We start from the raw sequence: 19,559 nt of genomic DNA, 5'->3' as shown, positions 1-19,559 counted from the left end.
TTACAGTGAATGACTGTTTTGAGGGAGATAGCGAATGCCCGTCCGCGCCAGTATTGAACCACTAATCTGGGAAAACGCCTTCTTTGGCGTTAACAGCGCTATCGTTCGCATTAGTCCTGACGCACCGCTCCTGACGTCAGACGTTTTGGCGCCGTGGTCACGGGTACAGGCCAAAATTGCCGCATCCAATACCGATGAACTGGATGCCCTGCAACAGCTGGGATTCTCACTGGTAGAAGGGGAAGTGGATTTGGCGCTGCCCGTGATCAACGTCAGTGAAAGCCATGCGGAAGTGGCTCAAGAATCAGATATTCCAGTACTACGCCAGTTAGCCCGTGAAGCATTCGCACAAAGCCGGTTTCGTATGCCGTGGTATGCGCCCGACGCCAGTGGTCGCTTTTACGCACAGTGGATTGAAAATGCCGTGCGCGGCACCTTTGATCATCAATGCCTGGTTTTACGCGCGGCCTCTGGCGAGATTCGCGGCTATGTGTCTCTGCGAGAGTTGAATGTCACTGACGCGCGCATTGGTTTACTGGCAGGACGCGGAGCAGGTGCACACCTGATGCAAGCAGCGCTAAACTGGGCGTATGCTCGCGGTAAAAAAACATTGCGGGTGGCGACCCAGATGGGCAACACCGCCGCGCTTAGACGATACATACAAAGTGGTGCGAATGTAGAAAGCACCGCGTACTGGTTATACAGGTGATCACATGATTCCATTTAACGCACCGCCGGTGGTAGGAACCGAACTCGACTATATGCAGTCGGCAATGGGTAGCGGCAAACTGTGTGGCGATGGCGGTTTTACCCGTCGCTGCCAGCAGTGGCTGGAGCAACGTTTTGGCAGCGCCAAAGTGCTGCTGACGCCGTCCTGCACCGCTTCTCTGGAAATGGCGGCGCTGCTGCTGGATATCCAGCCGGGCGATGAAGTTATCATGCCGAGCTACACCTTTGTTTCCACCGCCAACGCATTTGTGCTGCGTGGGGCTAAAATCGTTTTTGTTGATGTCCGCCCGGACACCATGAATATCGACGAAACGCGGATTGAAGCGGCGATCACCGATAAAACGCGCGTTATCGTGCCGGTGCATTACGCGGGCGTGGCCTGTGAAATGGACACCATTATGGCACTGGCGAAAAAGCATAACCTGTTTGTTGTGGAAGATGCCGCTCAGGGCGTGATGTCCACTTACAAAGGGCGTGCGCTGGGAACCATTGGTCATATTGGCTGCTTTAGCTTCCATGAAACTAAAAACTACACGGCGGGCGGTGAAGGCGGTGCGACGCTGATTAACGATAAAGCGTTGATTGAACGTGCGGAGATCATCCGTGAAAAAGGCACTAACCGCAGCCAGTTCTTCCGTGGTCAGGTCGATAAATATACCTGGCGCGATATCGGTTCCAGCTATTTGATGTCCGATCTGCAAGCTGCGTACCTGTGGGCGCAACTGGAAGCCGCTGAACGTATCAACCAGCAACGTCTGGCGCTGTGGCAAAACTACTACGATGCGTTAGCACCTCTGGCGAAAGCCGGGCGTATCGAGCTGCCGTCGATTCCCGATGGCTGCGTGCAGAACGCGCATATGTTCTACATTAAGCTGCGGGATAATGATGACCGGAGTGCGCTGATTAACTTCCTGAAAGAAGCGGAAATTATGGCGGTGTTCCATTACATTCCGCTACACGCAAGCCCTGCGGGTGAACGCTTTGGTGAGTTTCACGGCGAAGATCGCTACACCACCAAAGAGAGCGAGCGCCTGCTGCGCCTGCCGCTGTTCTACAACCTGTCGCCCGTCAATCAGCGCACGGTAATTGCGACCTTGTTGAACTACTTCTCCTGATATGTCGCTGGCAAAAGCGTCCTTGTGGACGGCGGCCAGTACACTGGTCAAGATTGGCGCTGGGTTACTGGTTGGTAAATTACTGGCAGTGTCATTTGGTCCGGCAGGACTAGGGTTGGCGGCAAATTTCCGCCAGTTGATTACCGTGCTCGGCGTGCTTGCCGGGGCGGGCATCTTTAACGGTGTAACCAAATACGTTGCCCAGTACCATGATAATCCGCAGCACCTGCGCCGCGTGGTCGGCACTTCATCAGCGATGGTGCTTGGCTTCTCCACGCTGATGGCGCTGGTCTTTGTGCTGGCGGCTGCGCCAATCAGCCTGGGATTGTTCGGTAATACCGACTATCAGGGGCTGGTGCGTTTAGTGGCGCTGGTGCAAATGGGCATCGCCTGGGGCAACCTGTTACTGGCGTTGATGAAAGGCTTTCGCGATGCCGCGGGTAATGCGTTATCGCTGATTGTCGGCAGCCTGATTGGCGTTATCGCTTATTATGTCAGTTACCGTTTTGGCGGTTATGAAGGCGCGTTGCTTGGTCTGGCGCTGATTCCCGCGCTGGTAGTGATTCCTGCCGCTGTCATGTTAATTAAGCGTGGCGCTATCCCGTTAAGCTATCTGAAACCCTGTTGGGATAACGGTCTGGCGGGGCAGTTGAGTAAGTTCACGCTCATGGCGCTGATTACGTCGGTGACCTTGCCCGTTGCGTACATCATGATGCGTAAACTATTGGCAGCGCAGTATAGCTGGGATGAAGTGGGTATCTGGCAAGGGGTGAGCAGTATTTCCGACGCCTACCTGCAATTTATTACAGCCTCCTTTAGCGTGTATTTATTGCCCACGTTGTCGCGGCTAACGGAAAAGCGCGATATTACCAGGGAAGTGGTTAAATCGCTGAAATTCGTTTTACCGGCCGTGGCGGCGGCGAGTTTTACCGTCTGGCTACTGCGTGATTTTGCCATCTGGCTACTGCTGTCGAATAAATTTACCGCCATGCGCGATCTCTTTGCCTGGCAGTTGGTCGGCGATGTGTTAAAAGTGGGCGCTTATGTCTTTGGTTATCTGGTGATCGCCAAAGCGTCGCTGCGGTTTTATATTCTGGCGGAAGTCAGTCAGTTCACTTTATTGATGGTATTTGCCCACTGGTTGATCCCCGCGCATGGCGCCCTGGGCGCGGCGCAGGCCTACATGGCAACCTATATCGTCTATTTTTCTCTTTGTTGTGGCGTGTTTTTACTCTGGCGTAGGCGGGCATGACTGTACTGATTCACGTACTGGGATCGGATATCCCTCACCATAACCAAACCGTTCTGCGGTTTTTCAATGACACGCTGGTCGCGACGAGCGAGCACGCGCGCGAGTTTATGGTTGCTGGCAAGGACGACGGCTTAAGTGATAGTTGTCCGGCGCTTTCTGTGCAATTTTTCCCTGGGAAAAAATCGCTGGCAGAAGCCGTTATCGCTAAAGCGAAAGCTAACCGCCAGCAACGGTTTTTCTTCCACGGTCAATTCAATCCCAAGCTGTGGCTGGCGTTGCTTAATGGCGGAATCAAGCCAAACCAGTTTTACTGGCATATCTGGGGGGCAGACCTCTATGAAGTTTCCAGTGGATTGAAATATAAACTCTTTTATCCTCTACGCCGACTGGCACAAAAGCGAGTGGGCTGTGTGTTTGCCACTCGGGGAGACTTGAGCTTTTTTGCCAAAACGCATCCTAAGGTGCGGGGCGAACTGATTTATTTCCCAACCCGTATGGACCCTTCTCTCAATACAATGGCGAACGATCGCCAACGTGAAGGGAAAATGACTATTCTGGTAGGGAACTCCGGCGATCGCAGCAATGAACATATCGCCGCCTTGCGCGCTGTTCATCAGCAGTTTGGCGATACGGTAAAAGTGGTTGTACCGATGGGCTATCCGCCTAATAACGAAGCGTACATTGACGAAGTTCGTCAGGCGGGGCTGGAGCTATTCAGCGAAGAAAATCTGCAAGTTCTAAGCGAAAAACTGGAATTTGACGCCTATCTGGCGCTACTTCGCCAGTGCGATCTCGGATACTTTATTTTTGCTCGCCAGCAGGGCATTGGTACGCTGTGCTTGCTGATTCAGGCGGGCATTCCCTGTGTGCTTAACCGGGAAAATCCGTTCTGGCAGGATATGACAGAGCAACATTTGCCGGTGCTGTTTACCACTGACGAGCTCAACGAGGATATTGTGCGTGAAGCGCAGCGTCAGTTGGCGTCGGTGGATAAAAACAACATTGCCTTCTTTAGCCCGAATTATCTGCAAGGCTGGCAGCGGGCGCTGGCGATTGCCTCCGGGGAGGTCGCATGAGCCTGCTGCAATTTAGCGGCCTTTTTGTTGTCTGGCTGCTCTGCACGCTGTTTATCGCCACGCTGACCTGGTTTGAGTTTCGCCGCGTGCGCTTTAACTTCAATGTCTTCTTTTCATTGCTGTTTTTGTTGACCTTTTTCTTCGGCTTCCCGCTGACCAGCTTGCTGGTATTTCGCTTTGATGTTGCCGTAGTGCCGCCAGAGATCTTGTTGCAGGCGTTACTTTCTGCGGGAGGATTTTACGCAGTTTACTACGTCACTTACAAAACACGCTTACGCAAACGCGTTGCAGATGCTCCGCGCCGTCCCGTGTTTACCATGAACCGCGTGGAAGCTAATCTCACGTGGGTGATCCTGATGGGCATCGCGCTGGTGAGCGTCGGCATCTTCTTCATGCACAACGGTTTTTTGCTGTTCCGGCTTAACTCCTACAGCCAGATCTTCTCTAGTGAAGTCTCCGGTGTGGCATTAAAACGCTTCTTTTACTTTTTCATCCCGGCAATGCTGGTGGTCTACTTTCTGCGCCAGGACAGCAAAGCGTGGCTGTTTTTCCTCGTCAGCACGGTTGCCTTTGGCTTGCTGACTTACATGATTGTCGGCGGCACTCGCGCCAATATCATTATCGCGTTCGCGATCTTCCTGTTTATCGGCATTATTCGCGGCTGGATTTCGCTGTGGATGCTGGCGGCGGCGGGCGTGCTGGGGATTGTGGGTATGTTCTGGCTGGCGCTAAAACGCTATGGAATGAACGTGAGCGGCGATGAGGCGTTCTATACGTTTCTCTATCTCACCCGCGATACCTTCTCGCCGTGGGAGAATCTGGCGCTGTTGTTGCAGAACTACGACAACATCGACTTCCAGGGGCTGGCACCGATTGTTCGCGATTTCTATGTCTTTATCCCTTCCTGGCTGTGGCCGGGTCGCCCGAGTATGGTGCTGAACTCCGCCAACTACTTTACCTGGGAAGTGCTGAATAACCACTCCGGGCTGGCGATCTCGCCTACGCTTATAGGCTCGCTGGTTGTTATGGGCGGCGCGTTGTTCATCCCGCTTGGGGCGATTGTGGTTGGTCTGATCATCAAATGGTTCGACTGGCTGTATGAGTTGGGCAACCGCGAAACCAATCGCTATAAGGCTGCGATTCTCCACAGTTTCTGCTTTGGGGCGATCTTCAATATGATCGTGCTGGCGCGCGAAGGGTTGGATTCGTTTGTCTCGCGTGTCGTCTTTTTTATCGTGGTCTTCGGCGCAAGCCTGATGATTGCAAAACTGCTGTACTGGCTTTTTGATAGCGCCGGACTCATTCATAAACGAATAAAATCATCGCTCCGGACGCAGGTTGAAGGATAACAATGAATAACAACACCACGGCACCGACCTATACGCTGCGGGGCTTACAGTTGATCGGTTGGCGTGATATGCAGCATGCCCTCGATTATCTGTTCGCTGATGGACAGCTTAAGCAGGGAACGCTGGTTGCCATTAACGCCGAAAAAATGCTGACCATTGAAGATAACGCCGAGGTCAGGGAGTTAATTAACGCAGCCGAATTTAAATATGCCGATGGTATTAGTGTCGTGCGGTCGGTGCGTAAAAAGTACCCGCAGGCGCAGGTTTCCCGCGTTGCAGGTGCCGATCTCTGGGAAGAAGTAATGGTGCGCGCTGGCAAGGAAGGAACGCCAGTGTTTCTTGTGGGCGGTAAACCTGAAGTGCTGGCGCAGACCGAAGCTAAACTGCGCGACCAGTGGAAGGTGAATATCGTTGGCAGCCAGGACGGTTATTTCAAGCCTGAGCAGCGTCAGGCGCTGTTTGAGCATATTCACGCCAGTGGTGCGCAAATCGTCACCGTCGCGATGGGCTCGCCAAAGCAGGAGATCTTCATGCGCGACTGCCGCCTGGTGCACCCTCATGCGCTGTATATGGGCGTTGGTGGAACGTACGATGTCTTTACCGGTCACGTAAAACGCGCGCCAAAAATCTGGCAAAAACTGGGACTGGAGTGGCTCTACAGACTGCTTTCGCAGCCGAGTCGCATTAAGCGCCAGCTTCGTTTGCTGCGTTATTTACGCTGGCATTACACCGGCAATCTCTGATTTCCCTTGCTCTGTAAAGCGACGGAGTGGTTGCTCTGTCGCCATTCTGCTGTTTTATCACACAAAGCATTCAAATTTTTAATGCTTCATTTGCCATTTCTCCTGAATTACGAAAACATTCGCAACACTCGATGTACCCATAACGATAACCGGTAACACCGGAAAAACATGCAAACACAACACGAGGATTTATGGCAGATAACAAACCAGAGCTACAGCGTGGGCTGGAAGCTCGACATATCGAACTCATCGCCCTGGGGGGCACCATTGGTGTTGGTCTGTTTATGGGGGCCGCCAGCACCCTGAAATGGGCCGGGCCATCTGTATTGTTGGCCTATATCATCGCCGGGCTGTTCGTCTTTTTCATCATGCGTTCAATGGGCGAAATGTTGTTCCTCGAGCCGGTTACCGGTTCGTTCGCCGTTTATGCACATCGTTACATGAGCCCGTTCTTTGGCTATCTCACCGCCTGGTCTTACTGGTTTATGTGGATGGCGGTGGGGATCTCAGAAATTACCGCCATTGGTGTTTATGTCCAGTTTTGGTTCCCGGATATGGCGCAGTGGATACCGGCATTGATAGCGGTGGCGCTGGTGGCGCTGGCGAATCTGGCAGCGGTGCGGTTGTACGGTGAAATAGAGTTCTGGTTCGCGATGATCAAAGTCACTACCATCATCGTGATGATTGTCATTGGCCTGGGCGTGATTTTCTTTGGTTTTGGCAATGGCGGGCAGTCGATTGGTTTTAGCAATCTCACGGAGCATGGGGGCTTCTTTGCTGGTGGCTGGAAAGGGTTCCTGACGGCATTGTGTATTGTGGTGGCATCCTACCAGGGAGTGGAACTGATCGGCATCACCGCCGGTGAAGCAAAAAATCCACAGGTCACGCTGCGCAGTGCGGTAGGCAAAGTGCTGTGGCGGATCCTGATTTTCTACGTGGGCGCGATTTTCGTTATCGTCACTATCTTCCCGTGGAATGAAATTGGCAGCAACGGCAGCCCGTTCGTGTTGACCTTCGCCAAAATCGGTATTACTGCGGCGGCGGGCATTATCAACTTTGTGGTGCTGACGGCTGCGCTTTCTGGCTGTAACAGCGGCATGTACAGTTGCGGACGTATGCTCTACGCGCTGGCGAAAAATCGTCAGTTACCGGCGGCGATGGCGAAAGTTTCCCGTCACGGCGTGCCAGTTGCAGGAGTGGCGGTATCCATTGCGATCCTGTTAATTGGTTCGTGTCTGAACTACATCATCCCTAACCCACAGCGTGTGTTTGTCTACGTCTACAGCGCCAGCGTGCTTCCGGGCATGGTGCCGTGGTTTGTGATTTTGATAAGCCAGCTGCGTTTTCGTCGTGCACACAAAGCGGCGATTGCCAGCCATCCGTTCCGCTCAATCCTGTTTCCGTGGGCCAACTACGTAACAATGGCATTCCTGATTTGCGTTTTGATCGGGATGTACTTTAATGAAGATACCCGTATGTCGCTGTTTGTCGGCATCATCTTCATGCTGGCGGTGACGGCGATTTATAAAGTTTTTGGCCTTAATCGCCACGGTAAAGCGCACAAGCTGGATGAATAATCGGCAAAACGCACAAAGCGTAATCAAACGCGCATTTTATTTAAAAAGGGACTAGACAGAGGGGGGGGAAGTCCGTATTATCCACCCCCGCAACGGCGCTAAGCGCCCGTAGCTCAGCTGGATAGAGCGCTGCCCTCCGGAGGCAGAGGTCTCAGGTTCGAATCCTGTCGGGCGCGCCATTTAGTCCCGGCGCTTGAGCTGCGGTGGTAGTAATACCGCGTAACAAGATTTGTAGTGGTGGCTATAGCTCAGTTGGTAGAGCCCTGGATTGTGATTCCAGTTGTCGTGGGTTCGAATCCCATTAGCCACCCCATTATTAGAAGTTGTGACAATGCGAAGGTGGCGGAATTGGTAGACGCGCTAGCTTCAGGTGTTAGTGTTCTTACGGACGTGGGGGTTCAAGTCCCCCCCCTCGCACCACGACTTTAAAGAATTGAACTAAAAATTCAAAAAGCAGTATTTCGGCGAGTAGCGCAGCTTGGTAGCGCAACTGGTTTGGGACCAGTGGGTCGGAGGTTCGAATCCTCTCTCGCCGACCAATTTTGAACCCCGCTTCGGCGGGGTTTTTTGTTTTCTGTGCATTCCATCACTCTCCCTTCGCAATAAACGCCCGTAGTAACTCATTGCCACACGGTATGATTTCGCCCTTAACTCATTGAAGGACGACTTCAGGCAAGGAGCGACCATGCTGCAACAGGTTCCAACGCGTGCGTTTCACGTGATGGCGAAACCGAGCGGTTCCGATTGTAATCTGAACTGTGACTACTGTTTTTATCTCGAAAAACAATCCCTTTACCGTGAAAAGCCAGTCACGCATATGGACGATGACACGCTGGAAGCGTATGTCCGCCACTATATCGCCGCCAGCGAATCGCAAAACGAAGTCGCTTTTACCTGGCAGGGCGGTGAGCCAACGCTGTTAGGGCTGGAGTTTTACCGCCGTGCCGTAAAGTTACAGGCGAAATACGGTGCTGGCAGGCAGGTAAGTAACAGCTTCCAGACTAACGGAGTGCTGCTGGATGACGAATGGTGCACGTTTCTCGCGGAGCATCATTTCCTTGTCGGACTATCGTTGGACGGTCCGGCAGAGATCCACAATCAATATCGCGTGACCAAAGGCGGCAGACCAACGCATAAGCTGGTGATGCGCGCCCTGAAGCTGCTGCAAAAGCATCATGTCGACTATAACGTGCTGGTCTGCGTTAATCGCACCAGTGCGTTACAACCTTTGCAAGTCTATGATTTTCTGCGTGACGCAGGTGTTGAGTTCATCCAGTTTATTCCGGTGGTCGAGCGTCTGGCTGATGAAACAGCTGCCCGTGATGGACTGAAATTACATGCTCCCGGCGATATTCAGGGCGAACTGACGGAATGGTCGGTACGCCCCGAGGCGTTCGGTGAGTTTCTGGTGGCGATTTTTGACCACTGGATCAAACGCGATGTCGGCAAGATTTTCGTGATGAATATCGAATGGGCGTTTGCCAATTTTGTCGGTGCGCCGGGCGCGGTTTGCCATCATCAGCCGACCTGTGGACGCTCGGTAATTGTTGAGCACAATGGCGACGTTTATGCCTGCGATCACTTTGTTTATCCGCAATATCGACTGGGGAATATGCATCAGCAGACCATCGCAGAAATGGTAGATTCTCCGCAGCAGCAGGCTTTTGGTGAAGATAAATTTAAGCAGTTACCGGCGCAGTGTCGCAGTTGCAACGTGTTAAAAGCGTGCTGGGGAGGTTGCCCGAAACACCGCTTTATGCTCGATGTCAGCGGCAAACCGGGGCTGAATTATTTGTGCGCTGGGTATCAGCATTATTTCCGCCATCTACCGCCATATCTTAAAGCAATGGCTGATTTACTGGCACACGGTCGCCCGGCCAGTGACATTATGCAGGCGCACTTGATGATGGTGAATAAGTAAAAATCGGCGGCCGCCTACGGTTGATTGCCGGATGCGATGCTGACGCATCTTATCCGGCCTACAGGATGCTGCAATTTATTGAATTTGCACGATTTCGTAGGCCGGATAAGGCGTTCACGCCGCATCCGGCAAGAGCAGAGCAGCCCGATTTAGCGATAGCGCCGGCTTAGTCCGATTTAATCTGCGCACGTGGTGGATATTTTTTCAGGATCTCCATATACGCGTGCATTTCCGTTTGTAGTGGCACTCCCATCGGAATATGGCGCACGCCGATAGAGTCGCTTTCCTGTGGATCGGTGTAGAGGTTAAATACCGACGATCCGGCAGTTTGCATGACCGTGCCGGTGAACCCACCCTGATACCCGCTCTGGGTATAAGCGTATGGCTGCTGAATCAGCACATGGTATTTGAACTCATCCATACGTACAGCAGAGAGTTTGCCGTTGAGGAAGTAGTGCTCGGCCTTACGGTTAGACTGACCGTTTGTTCCCAGGAAGAAAGATGTCTGGTCCACACCATCAATAAAGGTGGTTTTCGGCACTAAATTCGCGACTTTCGCGCCAGGATGCCCCGCCAGATCCAGTGCTGTTGGGAAGAGATCTGCCAGATCAACAATGCCGTCAGATTTACGCGGTTGGATCATGCCTTTCCAGTACACGAAAGTCGGAACGCGAACGCCGCCTTCCCAGGTAGACCCTTTCGCACCACGGAACGGTGTGCGACCGTGCGGTGGCACTTCGACCTCCGGACCGTTATCGGAGGTGAAGACAATAAGCGTGTTATCCAGCTGACCGTTTTTCTCCAGCGTTTTATAGAGATTAGCGAACACATCATTCATCTCTACCATGCAGTCGCCATACGAGGTACGGGCCGGAGAACTCCCCGCATATTTGGCGTTCGGGTAGTTATCGAAGTGGCAGCCGCGCGTACCGTAATATAAGAAGAAAGGTTTATCGCTCTTCGCCATCTTGTCGAGGAACTTAACGCCATATTCCATCCAGCGTTGATCCAGGTCTTCCATATACTTCGGCGTAATGTCAGCAATGGCCTCCTGTTCGCCGCCGCGTACAGCATGAACATCATCTTTGCTAAATGGTAATTGCTTGATGTATTCAGAACGGTCCGGACTCAGGGCGACTTCCGGATTGACGTGAACATCGCGCCATTCGGTATACATATCGGACACTGAGTTGAAGCCACGGAAATCATCAAAGCCGACGTTCTGCGGCTGCGACTCTTTGTTTTCCCCCATATGCCATTTCCCGATGGCCTGAGTGACGTAACCCTGGTCGTGCAGCAATTGCGGCAGGGTAGTTAGCCCTTGCAGCCCGCCCGGTTGTCCGTACATCGGCGGCATCAGAATGCCGTGGTGGATAGAATATTGTCCGGTGAGAATGGTGGCGCGGGTCGGGGAAGAACTCGGTTGAGAATACGCAGAGGTTAAAATCAATCCCTGGCTGGCAACGGCGTCAATATCTGGCGTTGGATTTCCTACCGCCACGCCACCGCCATTAAAGCCGACATCCATCCAGCCCACGTCATCCAGTAAGAAAACAACCACGTTCGGTTTCTTACCGGTCTTTTTCTCTAATTCCGCCAGCTTCTGCTGGGTTTCTTTATCCTGTGCCGGATGCTGCATCACAGGCATCATATTATCGGCAATGGTGGTCGCCGGTTTAACCAAATACTGATTGGGGTGATTATACCCGGCATAGCCTTCACGCGCGGTGGCGGTTGATGGGGTATCTGCAGCACTGGCCAACAAAGGAATAGCGGCGGCGACGGCGATCACCAGTAGTTTGGGTGAAAACGAAATTTCCATGCAAAATGCTCCGGTTTCATGTCATTAAATGGATGACGTAATTAAGCATTGATAATTGAGATCCCTCTCCCTGATAAAATGGGTACATAAATAATTATGATGAAAATAAATTATTTATTTGCCATGAGAATAAATCGAAAGATCAGGAGAGCGCTTTCAATCCTACCCCCGGTGTGGGGGATATGTAAGACCGGTTTATTGTATAGCGTTGATTATTGGTGCTGTTTTTGATTAGGAGTGTAATTAATATATAGATTTGTTATTGAATGTTTTTAACAATTCACAGTATTTATAATTAAAGAGAGTAAGGTTCTGGATAATATTTGCTCAGGTAATTATTGCGAACGAAAGAAACCTGGATTGCAGAATTGTCTCATAACAAGTATTAAAGGATGTTATTTCCCGAGCTGTATGGCATAATAATTGAGTAGATGCTCATTCTATCTCTTATGTTCGCCTTAGTGCCTCATAAACTTAGGAATGACGCAGAGCCGTTTACGGTGCTTATCGTCCACTGACAGATGTCGCTTATGCCTCATCAGACACCATGGACACAACGTTGAGTGAAGCACCCATTTGTTGTCATACAGACCTGTTTTAACGCCTGCTCCGTAATAAGAGCAGGCGTTTTTTTATGGCTGAATAAACAACAGATTACGTCGCTCCTGCGTCATTGGTTGTGCATTTAGCACTCTTACAAGAGAGCCTACCGTGACGATGGGAAGAAACTGATTATTCTCTATTCCTGTTAAATCGCGTCCGCAGCGAGCGGCGATATCTTCAACCAGCTTAGGCCAGCCAGAGCAGCGCACATCAAAAAGCAAAGCAACAACCTTGCCCGGACAGGATTAATTTCAGGAGATGGCAAGCGGAAAAGAGAGTTGGACGGCATGCGCATTTTGACATCCTTGTAAAAAAATATCGCCTCTGAACGAGGCGATATAAATTACTGCGGCGGGTTGTTCTGCAACGTCAACATCAAGCCGTCGCGGCGCATCGATGCGGCTTCTTCCGGCTTGTGCAGTCTGTCCAGCGCGTCGGCAAGCCATGCGTAATCGTAGGCGTCCGGGCGTTGTTTCAGCGCCGCGCGGAAGGCGAGGGATGCTTCCTGCCATTCGCCGTGCTTCATCAGTGACTGGCCCAATGTGCTCCACAACAGTGGGCGATCGCCGACGTTTTTGATTTGCTGGCGTAGCACTTTTTCAAGCTGTTCCGGATTGTTGGTTTTCAGTCGTGGAACTGGCAGCAGCAGGCGATCGTCATACTGGCGTTTCAGGCCGTCGATAATAATTTGCTGGGCTGTGTCATGGTCATCACACTCGATAAGATGTTCCGCCATTGCCACCTGCAACGCCACCTGATGACGCGTTTTCCGGCTTTGGTTTTTCCACCAGTTACGTAAACCTTCGCTGCCGTCATCGGCTCGTGCCTGATTCATCAGGCCAATCCATGCCTGTTGTTCCAGCATTGCACGATGTTCTTCATCGCCAACGTGGGCTTTTGCCATCGACGGGATGATATCCAGCAGTGAACTCCACGCACCGGTGCGGATATACGCCTGTTCCGCCAGACGCAGCACTTCCGGATGGCGTGGCGTGACTTCCAGCAACTTATCTACGCCGTGGCGAGCTGCGTGATTTTCATTACGGGCCAGTTGCAGACGTACACGGGTGATTTCCACCGGAATGGTGTCGTTGCCAGCCAGCTCCGCGGCACGTTCCAGATGTTGGTTGGCGCGTGCTTCATCACCTCGTTGCTGTGCGGCTTCGGCGGCCAGAAGATAGTTCACCACCGGTTGTTCAGCATGATCGGCATTTTTTGACAGCAGCTTTTCAACTTGCTGATAATCGCCTTCCGCCAGTTTTAGCAGCGCTTGTTCAGTTTGCTTCCGTGCGCGGCGACGCTTACGTCCGACAAACCAACCCCGGGTGTGCGCACCGGTGCGGAAGATCCGCCGTAGTAGCCACTCAATGGCAAACAGCACGACCATCGCCAGAATCAAAATGATCGCCAGGCCAGTGACGCTGGTTTCGATATTGTAGTTATCGGTCTGGATTAGCACATAACCTTGATGGCCGGCGATCATCGGGCCAACTACAATCCCCGCAATCAGCAACACAAAGAGCAATAACACTTTTATCATGGTTATTCTCCTTGCGGCGCGGCTGCCGGAGCATCAGCTTGCGGTGCAGGTGCAGGTGCAGGTGCAGGTGCAGGTGCAGGTTTAGCTTCCGTTGCCTTCGCTGCCGGTTGTGCCAGCAGGTTACGCACGCGGGTTTGCATCAGTTTTTCCAGCATCGCCTGGCTTTGCAGGGTTTCCGGGAGATCCATCGAAATAGTCTGTTGACTTAACTGGTCCACCTCGTCGAGGAATGCTTTGGTCGTCGCATCGTCAGTATCGTAATAAGCACGAACCCAGGTGGAGACATTCTCCAGCGCCTGACGGTAAGTCTCTTCCTGATGACGCGGCACAGCTTGTGCGGCGACCAGCAGACGGGAACGAATATTTTCGCGCAGATAGATATCCTGATTCGGCGCTAACAGCGGTACGGCAGTATCATCACGACGGCGAATCGTAATGAAGTTGTCCATAAAACTCTGCCAGCTTTTTTGCAGATTGACGCGCCATTCGCTGATGGAGCTGGAAAGCTCTTCACCGTCGGAATCCATCGGCGAACCATCGCTGTCATTGTCGGCCAGACGCAGGTTATCTACCTGATTAGAAAGCTGATTCAACTTGAGGATAATGCCGTCATAATCCACCTGCGATACCGCAGAAAGGCTGGCGATATCATCGGTAATTGCCCGACGAACGGCAATAAGGCTGGGGTCATTCATATCTGCCAGGCTGGCATCAGCGCTTTTCAGTAACGCCGCTGCGGTGGTGACGTCCTGATCGCTCCAGAGTTTACGTCCGGCAAGTTTTACCAGAAAGTCCGCCTGTGCGAGAAGCCAGGTTTTGGCATCGCTACCAGAGATGGTGGCGACCTTTTGTTGGACTTCATCCAGCTGTTTTGCCAACGTTTCTTGCTGACGATTCGCCTGTTCTAGCTGTGCAGCCTGTTGCCTAATAATGCCTTCCAGCTCCGCTTTTTGGGTTTCCTGGGCTTTTTGCAGTGCCGTGAGTTGGCTCGCCAGGGCATCGCTGGTGGCAGTCTGACTGACGGCCTGTTGTTTACCCCAGCCATACAAACCGACGCCTGCTGCCAGAGCAATGGCGATAGCCACCGCACTGAGAATCAGAGCGGTACTGTTCTTACTCTTCTTTTCTGCAACGACAGGTTGTGGCGTGGTGTCCACGGCCTCCCTGGTATCTTCAACCACGGCGGAGGTTTTTTCTTGTTCCGTCATTATGGCTTCCTGTTATGAGAGTTATTGTAATGCCCGTAATAGCGCATCGTTGTCAGCGTTATCGGCGACCTTAATGTCATTCCAGCCCAGTTCCCGGGCGAGTTTCGCCAAACGCTCACTGACGACCAAAAGCCGACAGCGTAGTAACCAGTGCTCACGATACCATTGTGGGATCAATGACCAGAGTTGATGCAACATTTCACCGCTGGTAACAACGACGGTCGTCACCTCGCGGGATTGCCAACGCATCGCCTCTTCTGCACCGTCATAATGAATTGCACACCGTTGATAACATTCACAAAAAGTGACTTCAGTACCGCGTGCCGTCAGAGTTTCTCCAATCAGCTCACGACCGCCGTTGCCACGTAATATCAGCGCACGTTTGCCAGCAATATTTTGTAATTCAGGTAATTGTAGCAAGACTTCACTGATTTCCCGATCCTGCGGATAACGAACCAGGTGTCCGCTCACGGTATGCAGCGCCAGCGCAGTGGTGCGGCCGATGGCGAAATAAATGGGTAGCCGGGGCCATTTACGATCTTGCTGATGCAGCTGTGATTGGGCAAAAGCAACGGCGTGTTGCGAAAGGGCAAACAATAGATCGCCTTCACCAAGTGCTGATAGCTGGTCGGCAAGTTGCGGTAATTGCCGACCTGGGGAAAACTCAATCAGCGGAAAATGCCAGGCCACCTGCCCCAGTGTGCGCAGACGGCTCACTAACTCTTCTCCAGCTGGAGATGGGCGGGTGACCAGGATACTCATGCTGGCGCGTCTCCGTTGTAGACTTCAGCGAGAATCTCCCGTGCACCGTTATTCAGTAGCTCTTCTGCCAGTGAAATCCCCATTTGCTCGGCATCCTGCGGCGCGCCGTGGCGTTCACCACGAATAATCTGTGAACCGTCTGGTGCACCGACCAGCGCACGCAACCAGATTTTTCCGTCGACAAGCTCGGCATAGCTGCCAATCGGCACCTGACAACCTCCTTCCAGACGGGTATTCATTGCACGTTCAGCGGTGACGCGTAGCGCGGTTTCATGGTGATTAAGCGCGGCAAGAAGCTCGCGGGTACGCGTATCATCAAGGCGGCATTCAATACCTACTGCACCTTGTCCGACTGCCGGAAGAGAAATTTCAGGGGGTAGCGCAGCGCGAATGCGGGACTCCAGCCCTAAACGTTTTAATCCGGCCACGGCAAGAATAATGGCATCGTATTCGCCGTTATCCAGCTTGCTAAGGCGTGTCCCAACATTCCCACGCAGAGAGCGAATAATCAGGTCCGGGCGGCGTTCAGCCAGTTGGCACTGGCGGCGTAAACTGGAAGTCCCGACGATACTGCCAGCCGGTAACGCATCCAGGCTGTCATAATTATTGGACACAAAGGCATCACGCGGATCTTCGCGTTCGCAAATGGTGACCAGTCCCAGACCTTGCGGGAACTCAACCGGCACATCTTTCATCGAATGTACGGCGATATCGGCGCGGTTTTCCAGGAGCGCGACTTCCAGCTCTTTAACAAATAAGCCTTTTCCGCCTACTTTCGCCAGCGGCGTATCAAGAATTACATCGCCGCGCGTCACCATCGGTACTAGCTCAACGACTAATCCCGGATGGCTCGCCATCAACTTGTCTTTGACATAGTGTGCCTGCCAGAGTGCAAGTGGGCTTTGGCGTGTGGCAATTCTTAAAACATTGTCTAACATGCTTGTTACCGTCATTATCATCCGTGGTCCATCCTAACATCCTTGCTGGAGCGATGTCAGTGCTGTGGTGAAACGTTGACGTTAATGCAAAACGTAAAGTGGATCCTGACTGGCGCTTCAAGCCGTCGTAATAAGGAATTTACAGAGAATAAACGGTGCTACACTTGTATGTAGCGCATCTTTCTTTACGGTCAATCAGCAAGGTGTTAAATTGATCACGTTTTAGACCATTTTTTCGTCGTGAAACTAAAAAAACCAGGCGCGGAAAGTGGTAACAGTTACCTTTGACATACGAAATATCCCGAATGCCGCGTGTTTCCGTTGATGTTGCCGGAACCATAGACATGACGGGTAGCAAATCAGGCGATACGTCTTGTACCTCTATATTGAGACTCTGAAACAGAGACTGGATGCCATAAATCAATTGCGCGTGGATCGCGCGCTTGCTGCCATGGGGCCTGCATTCCAACAGGTTTACAGTCTGCTGCCTACATTGTTGCACTATCACCATCCGCTAATGCCGGGTTACCTTGATGGTAACGTTCCCAAAGGCATTTGCCTCTACACGCCTGATGAAACCCAACGCCACTACCTGAACGAACTTGAACTTTATCGTGGAATGTCAGTACAGGACCCGCCAAAAGGCGAGCTTCCTATTACTGGCGTATACACCATGGGCAGTACTTCGTCCGTAGGGCAAAGTTGTTCCTCTGACCTGGATATCTGGGTCTGTCATCAATCCTGGCTCGATAGCGAAGAGCGCCAATTACTACAGCGTAAATGCAGCCTGCTGGAAAGCTGGGCCGCCTCGCTGGGTGTGGAAGTTAGCTTCTTCCTGATTGATGAAAACCGTTTCCGCCACAACGAGAGTGGCAGTCTGGGGGGCGAAGATTGCGGCTCCACCCAGCATATACTGCTACTTGATGAATTTTATCGTACCGCAGTGCGTCTCGCCGGTAAGCGTATTCTGTGGAATATGGTGCCGTGCGACGAAGAAGAGCATTACGATGACTACGTAATGACGCTTTACGCGCAGGGCGTGCTGACGCCAAATGAATGGCTGGATCTCGGCGGCTTAAGCTCGCTTTCCGCTGAAGAGTACTTCGGTGCCAGCCTTTGGCAACTCTACAAAAGTATCGACTCCCCGTACAAAGCGGTGCTGAAAACACTGCTGCTGGAAGCTTATTCCTGGGAATACCCGAGCCCACGCCTGCTGGCGAAAGATATCAAACAGCGTTTGCACGACGGCGAGATTGTGTCGTTTGGCCTCGATCCGTACTGCATGATGCTGGAGCGTGTTACTGAATACCTGACGGCGATTGAAGATTTCACTCGTCTGGATTTAGTACGCCGCTGCTTCTATTTAAAAGTGTGCGAAAAACTTAGCCGCGAACGCGCCTGCGTAGGCTGGCGTCGTGAAGTGTTAAGCCAGCTGGTGAAAGAATGGGAATGGGACGATACTCGTCTGGCAATGCTCGATAACCGCGCCAACTGGAAGATTGATCAGGTGCGTGAGGCGCACAACGAGCTGCTCGACGCGATGATGCAGAGCTACCGTAATCTGATCCGCTTTGCGCGCCGCAATAACCTTAGCGTCTCCGCCAGCCCGCAGGATATCGGCGTGCTGACGCGTAAACTGTACGCGGCGTTTGAAGCATTACCGGGTAAAGTGACGCTGGTGAACCCGCAGATTTCACCTGATCTTTCCGAGCCAAATCTGACCTTTATTTATGTGCCGCCGGGCCGTGCTAATCGCTCTGGCTGGTATCTGTATAACCGTGCGCCGACAATAGAGTCGATCATCAGTCATCAACCGCTGGAATATAACCGTTACCTGAACAAACTGGTGGCGTGGGCATGGTTTAACGGCCTGCTGACCTCGCGCACCCGTTTGTACATTAAAGGCAACGGCATTGTCGACTTGCCGAAGTTGCAGGAAATGGTCGCTGATGTGTCGCACCATTTCCCATTGCGCCTGCCCGCACCGACGCCGAAGGCGCTCTACAGCCCTTGTGAGATTCGCCATCTGGCGATTATCGTTAACCTGGAATATGACCCAACGACAGCGTTTCGTAATCAGGTAGTGCATTTTGATTTCCGTAAGCTGGACGTCTTCAGCTTTGGAGAAGAGCAAAAATGCCTTGTGGGCAGTGTTGATCTGTTGTATCGCAACTCATGGAATGAAGTGCGCACGCTGCATTTCAACGGCGAGCAGTCGATGATTGAAGCCCTGAAAACCATTCTCGGCAAAATGCACCAGGACGCCGCGCCGCCGGATAGCGTGGAAGTCTTCTGTTATAGCCAGCATCTGCGCGGCTTAATTCGTACTCGCGTGCAGCAACTGGTTTCGGAATGTATTGAACTGCGTCTTTCCAGCACCCGTCAGGAAACCGGGCGCTTCAAGGCGCTGCGCGTTTCTGGCCAGACCTGGGGCTTGTTCTTCGAGCGCCTGAATGTGTCGGTACAGAAACTGGAAAATGCCATCGAGTTCTATGGCGCTATTTCGCATAACAAACTGCACGGTCTGTCAGTACAGGTTGAAACCAATCACGTCAAATTACCGGCGGTGGTAGATGGCTTTGCCAGCGAAGGGATCATCCAGTTCTTCTTCGAAGAAACTCAAGACGAGAATGGCTTTAATATCTACATTCTCGACGAAAGTAACCGCGTTGAGGTGTATCACCACTGCGAAGGCAGCAAAGAGGAGCTGGTGCGTGACGTCAGCCGCTTCTACTCGTCATCGCACGATCGTTTCACCTACGGCTCCAGTTTCATCAACTTCAACTTGCCGCAGTTCTATCAGATTGTGAAGGTTGATGGTCGGGAACAGGTTATACCGTTCCGCACCAAATCTATCGGCAATATGCCGCCTGCCAATCAGGACAACGATACGCCGCTGCTACAGCAGTATTTTTCGTGATGAA

General features: G+C 52.3%; 14 protein-coding genes and 4 tRNA genes. 13 read left to right on the top strand and 5 right to left on the bottom strand.

Going from position 1 to position 19,559, the window contains the following annotated elements:
- Positions 1-34 precede the first annotated feature (34 nt).
- From rffC to H9644_RS19440, 12 genes are all read left to right on the top strand, one after another.
- A complete protein-coding gene (rffC, locus tag H9644_RS19495) occupies positions 35-709 on the top strand; it encodes a dTDP-4-amino-4,6-dideoxy-D-galactose acyltransferase (RefSeq protein WP_064530531.1) in 675 nt (224 codons plus the stop codon).
- A gap of 4 nt (positions 710-713) precedes the next feature.
- Positions 714-1,844: a dTDP-4-amino-4,6-dideoxygalactose transaminase gene (gene rffA / locus H9644_RS19490; protein ID WP_064530532.1), complete on the top strand. Its 1,131-nt coding sequence runs from the start codon at positions 714-716 to the stop codon at positions 1,842-1,844.
- Position 1,845: 1 nt separating this feature from the next.
- The gene (gene wzxE, locus H9644_RS19485) at positions 1,846-3,096 is read left to right on the top strand and encodes a lipid III flippase WzxE (RefSeq protein ID WP_064530533.1); all 1,251 of its coding nucleotides are present in this window, start codon (positions 1,846-1,848) and stop codon (positions 3,094-3,096) included.
- The gene (rffT, locus tag H9644_RS19480; RefSeq protein WP_191776144.1) at positions 3,093-4,172 is read left to right on the top strand and encodes a TDP-N-acetylfucosamine:lipid II N-acetylfucosaminyltransferase; all 1,080 of its coding nucleotides are present in this window, start codon (positions 3,093-3,095) and stop codon (positions 4,170-4,172) included. Before wzxE ends, rffT begins: the two co-directional genes overlap by 4 nt.
- Complete coding sequence (gene wzyE, locus H9644_RS19475) at positions 4,169-5,521, top strand: ECA oligosaccharide polymerase (RefSeq protein WP_191776142.1); 1,353 nt, start codon at positions 4,169-4,171, stop codon at positions 5,519-5,521. Before rffT ends, wzyE begins: the two co-directional genes overlap by 4 nt.
- A gap of 2 nt (positions 5,522-5,523) precedes the next feature.
- Positions 5,524-6,264, top strand: a complete 741-nt coding sequence (gene wecG, locus H9644_RS19470) for a lipopolysaccharide N-acetylmannosaminouronosyltransferase (protein WP_191776140.1) — start codon at positions 5,524-5,526, stop codon at positions 6,262-6,264.
- A gap of 191 nt (positions 6,265-6,455) precedes the next feature.
- A complete protein-coding gene (thrP, locus tag H9644_RS19465) occupies positions 6,456-7,841 on the top strand; it encodes a bifunctional threonine/serine APC transporter ThrP (RefSeq protein WP_191776138.1) in 1,386 nt (461 codons plus the stop codon).
- A gap of 102 nt (positions 7,842-7,943) precedes the next feature.
- A tRNA-Arg gene (locus H9644_RS19460) sits at positions 7,944-8,020 on the top strand.
- Positions 8,021-8,078: 58 nt separating this feature from the next.
- Positions 8,079-8,154 (top strand) — tRNA-His (locus H9644_RS19455).
- A 20-nt stretch (positions 8,155-8,174) separates the two neighbouring features.
- Positions 8,175-8,261 (top strand) — tRNA-Leu (locus H9644_RS19450).
- Positions 8,262-8,303: 42 nt separating this feature from the next.
- Positions 8,304-8,380, top strand: a tRNA-Pro gene (locus H9644_RS19445).
- Between the two features lie 146 nt (positions 8,381-8,526).
- A complete protein-coding gene (locus tag H9644_RS19440) occupies positions 8,527-9,762 on the top strand; it encodes an anaerobic sulfatase maturase (RefSeq protein WP_064530538.1) in 1,236 nt (411 codons plus the stop codon).
- Positions 9,763-9,928: 166 nt separating this feature from the next.
- On the opposite strand, the gene aslA is transcribed toward H9644_RS19440, so the two are convergent.
- From aslA to hemC, 5 genes are all read right to left on the bottom strand, one after another.
- A complete protein-coding gene (gene aslA, locus H9644_RS19435) occupies positions 9,929-11,584 on the bottom strand; it encodes an arylsulfatase AslA (protein WP_064530539.1) in 1,656 nt (551 codons plus the stop codon).
- Between the two features lie 946 nt (positions 11,585-12,530).
- Positions 12,531-13,727, bottom strand: a complete 1,197-nt coding sequence (gene hemY / locus H9644_RS19430) for a protoheme IX biogenesis protein HemY (protein ID WP_191776136.1) — start codon at positions 13,725-13,727, stop codon at positions 12,531-12,533.
- Positions 13,728-13,729: 2 nt separating this feature from the next.
- Positions 13,730-14,935, bottom strand: a complete 1,206-nt coding sequence (gene hemX / locus H9644_RS19425) for a uroporphyrinogen-III C-methyltransferase (RefSeq protein ID WP_191776134.1) — start codon at positions 14,933-14,935, stop codon at positions 13,730-13,732.
- 21 nt (positions 14,936-14,956) lie between these two features.
- Positions 14,957-15,697 (bottom strand): uroporphyrinogen-III synthase, encoded by a 741-nt coding sequence (hemD, locus tag H9644_RS19420; protein ID WP_191776132.1) that lies wholly within the window; start codon positions 15,695-15,697, stop codon positions 14,957-14,959.
- On the bottom strand, positions 15,694-16,635 hold the full coding sequence (gene hemC, locus H9644_RS19415) for a hydroxymethylbilane synthase (protein ID WP_064530544.1): 942 nt from the start codon (positions 16,633-16,635) through the stop codon (positions 15,694-15,696). The genes hemD and hemC overlap by 4 nt, the downstream gene beginning before the upstream one ends.
- A gap of 373 nt (positions 16,636-17,008) precedes the next feature.
- Here hemC and cyaA point away from each other — a divergent pair, with 373 nt between their 5' ends.
- Positions 17,009-19,555 carry a class I adenylate cyclase gene (cyaA, locus tag H9644_RS19410; protein ID WP_191776130.1) on the top strand — a complete coding sequence of 849 codons (2,547 nt, stop codon included), beginning with the start codon at positions 17,009-17,011 and terminating at the stop codon, positions 19,553-19,555.
- The last annotated feature ends 4 nt before the right edge of the window (positions 19,556-19,559 follow it).

This window comes from Escherichia whittamii, from assembly GCF_014836715.1.
GTDB classification, from domain to species: domain Bacteria; phylum Pseudomonadota; class Gammaproteobacteria; order Enterobacterales; family Enterobacteriaceae; genus Escherichia; species Escherichia whittamii.
The sequence above is the reverse complement of the archived record's forward strand: the minus strand, read 5'-3'. Positions and strand labels throughout refer to the sequence as shown.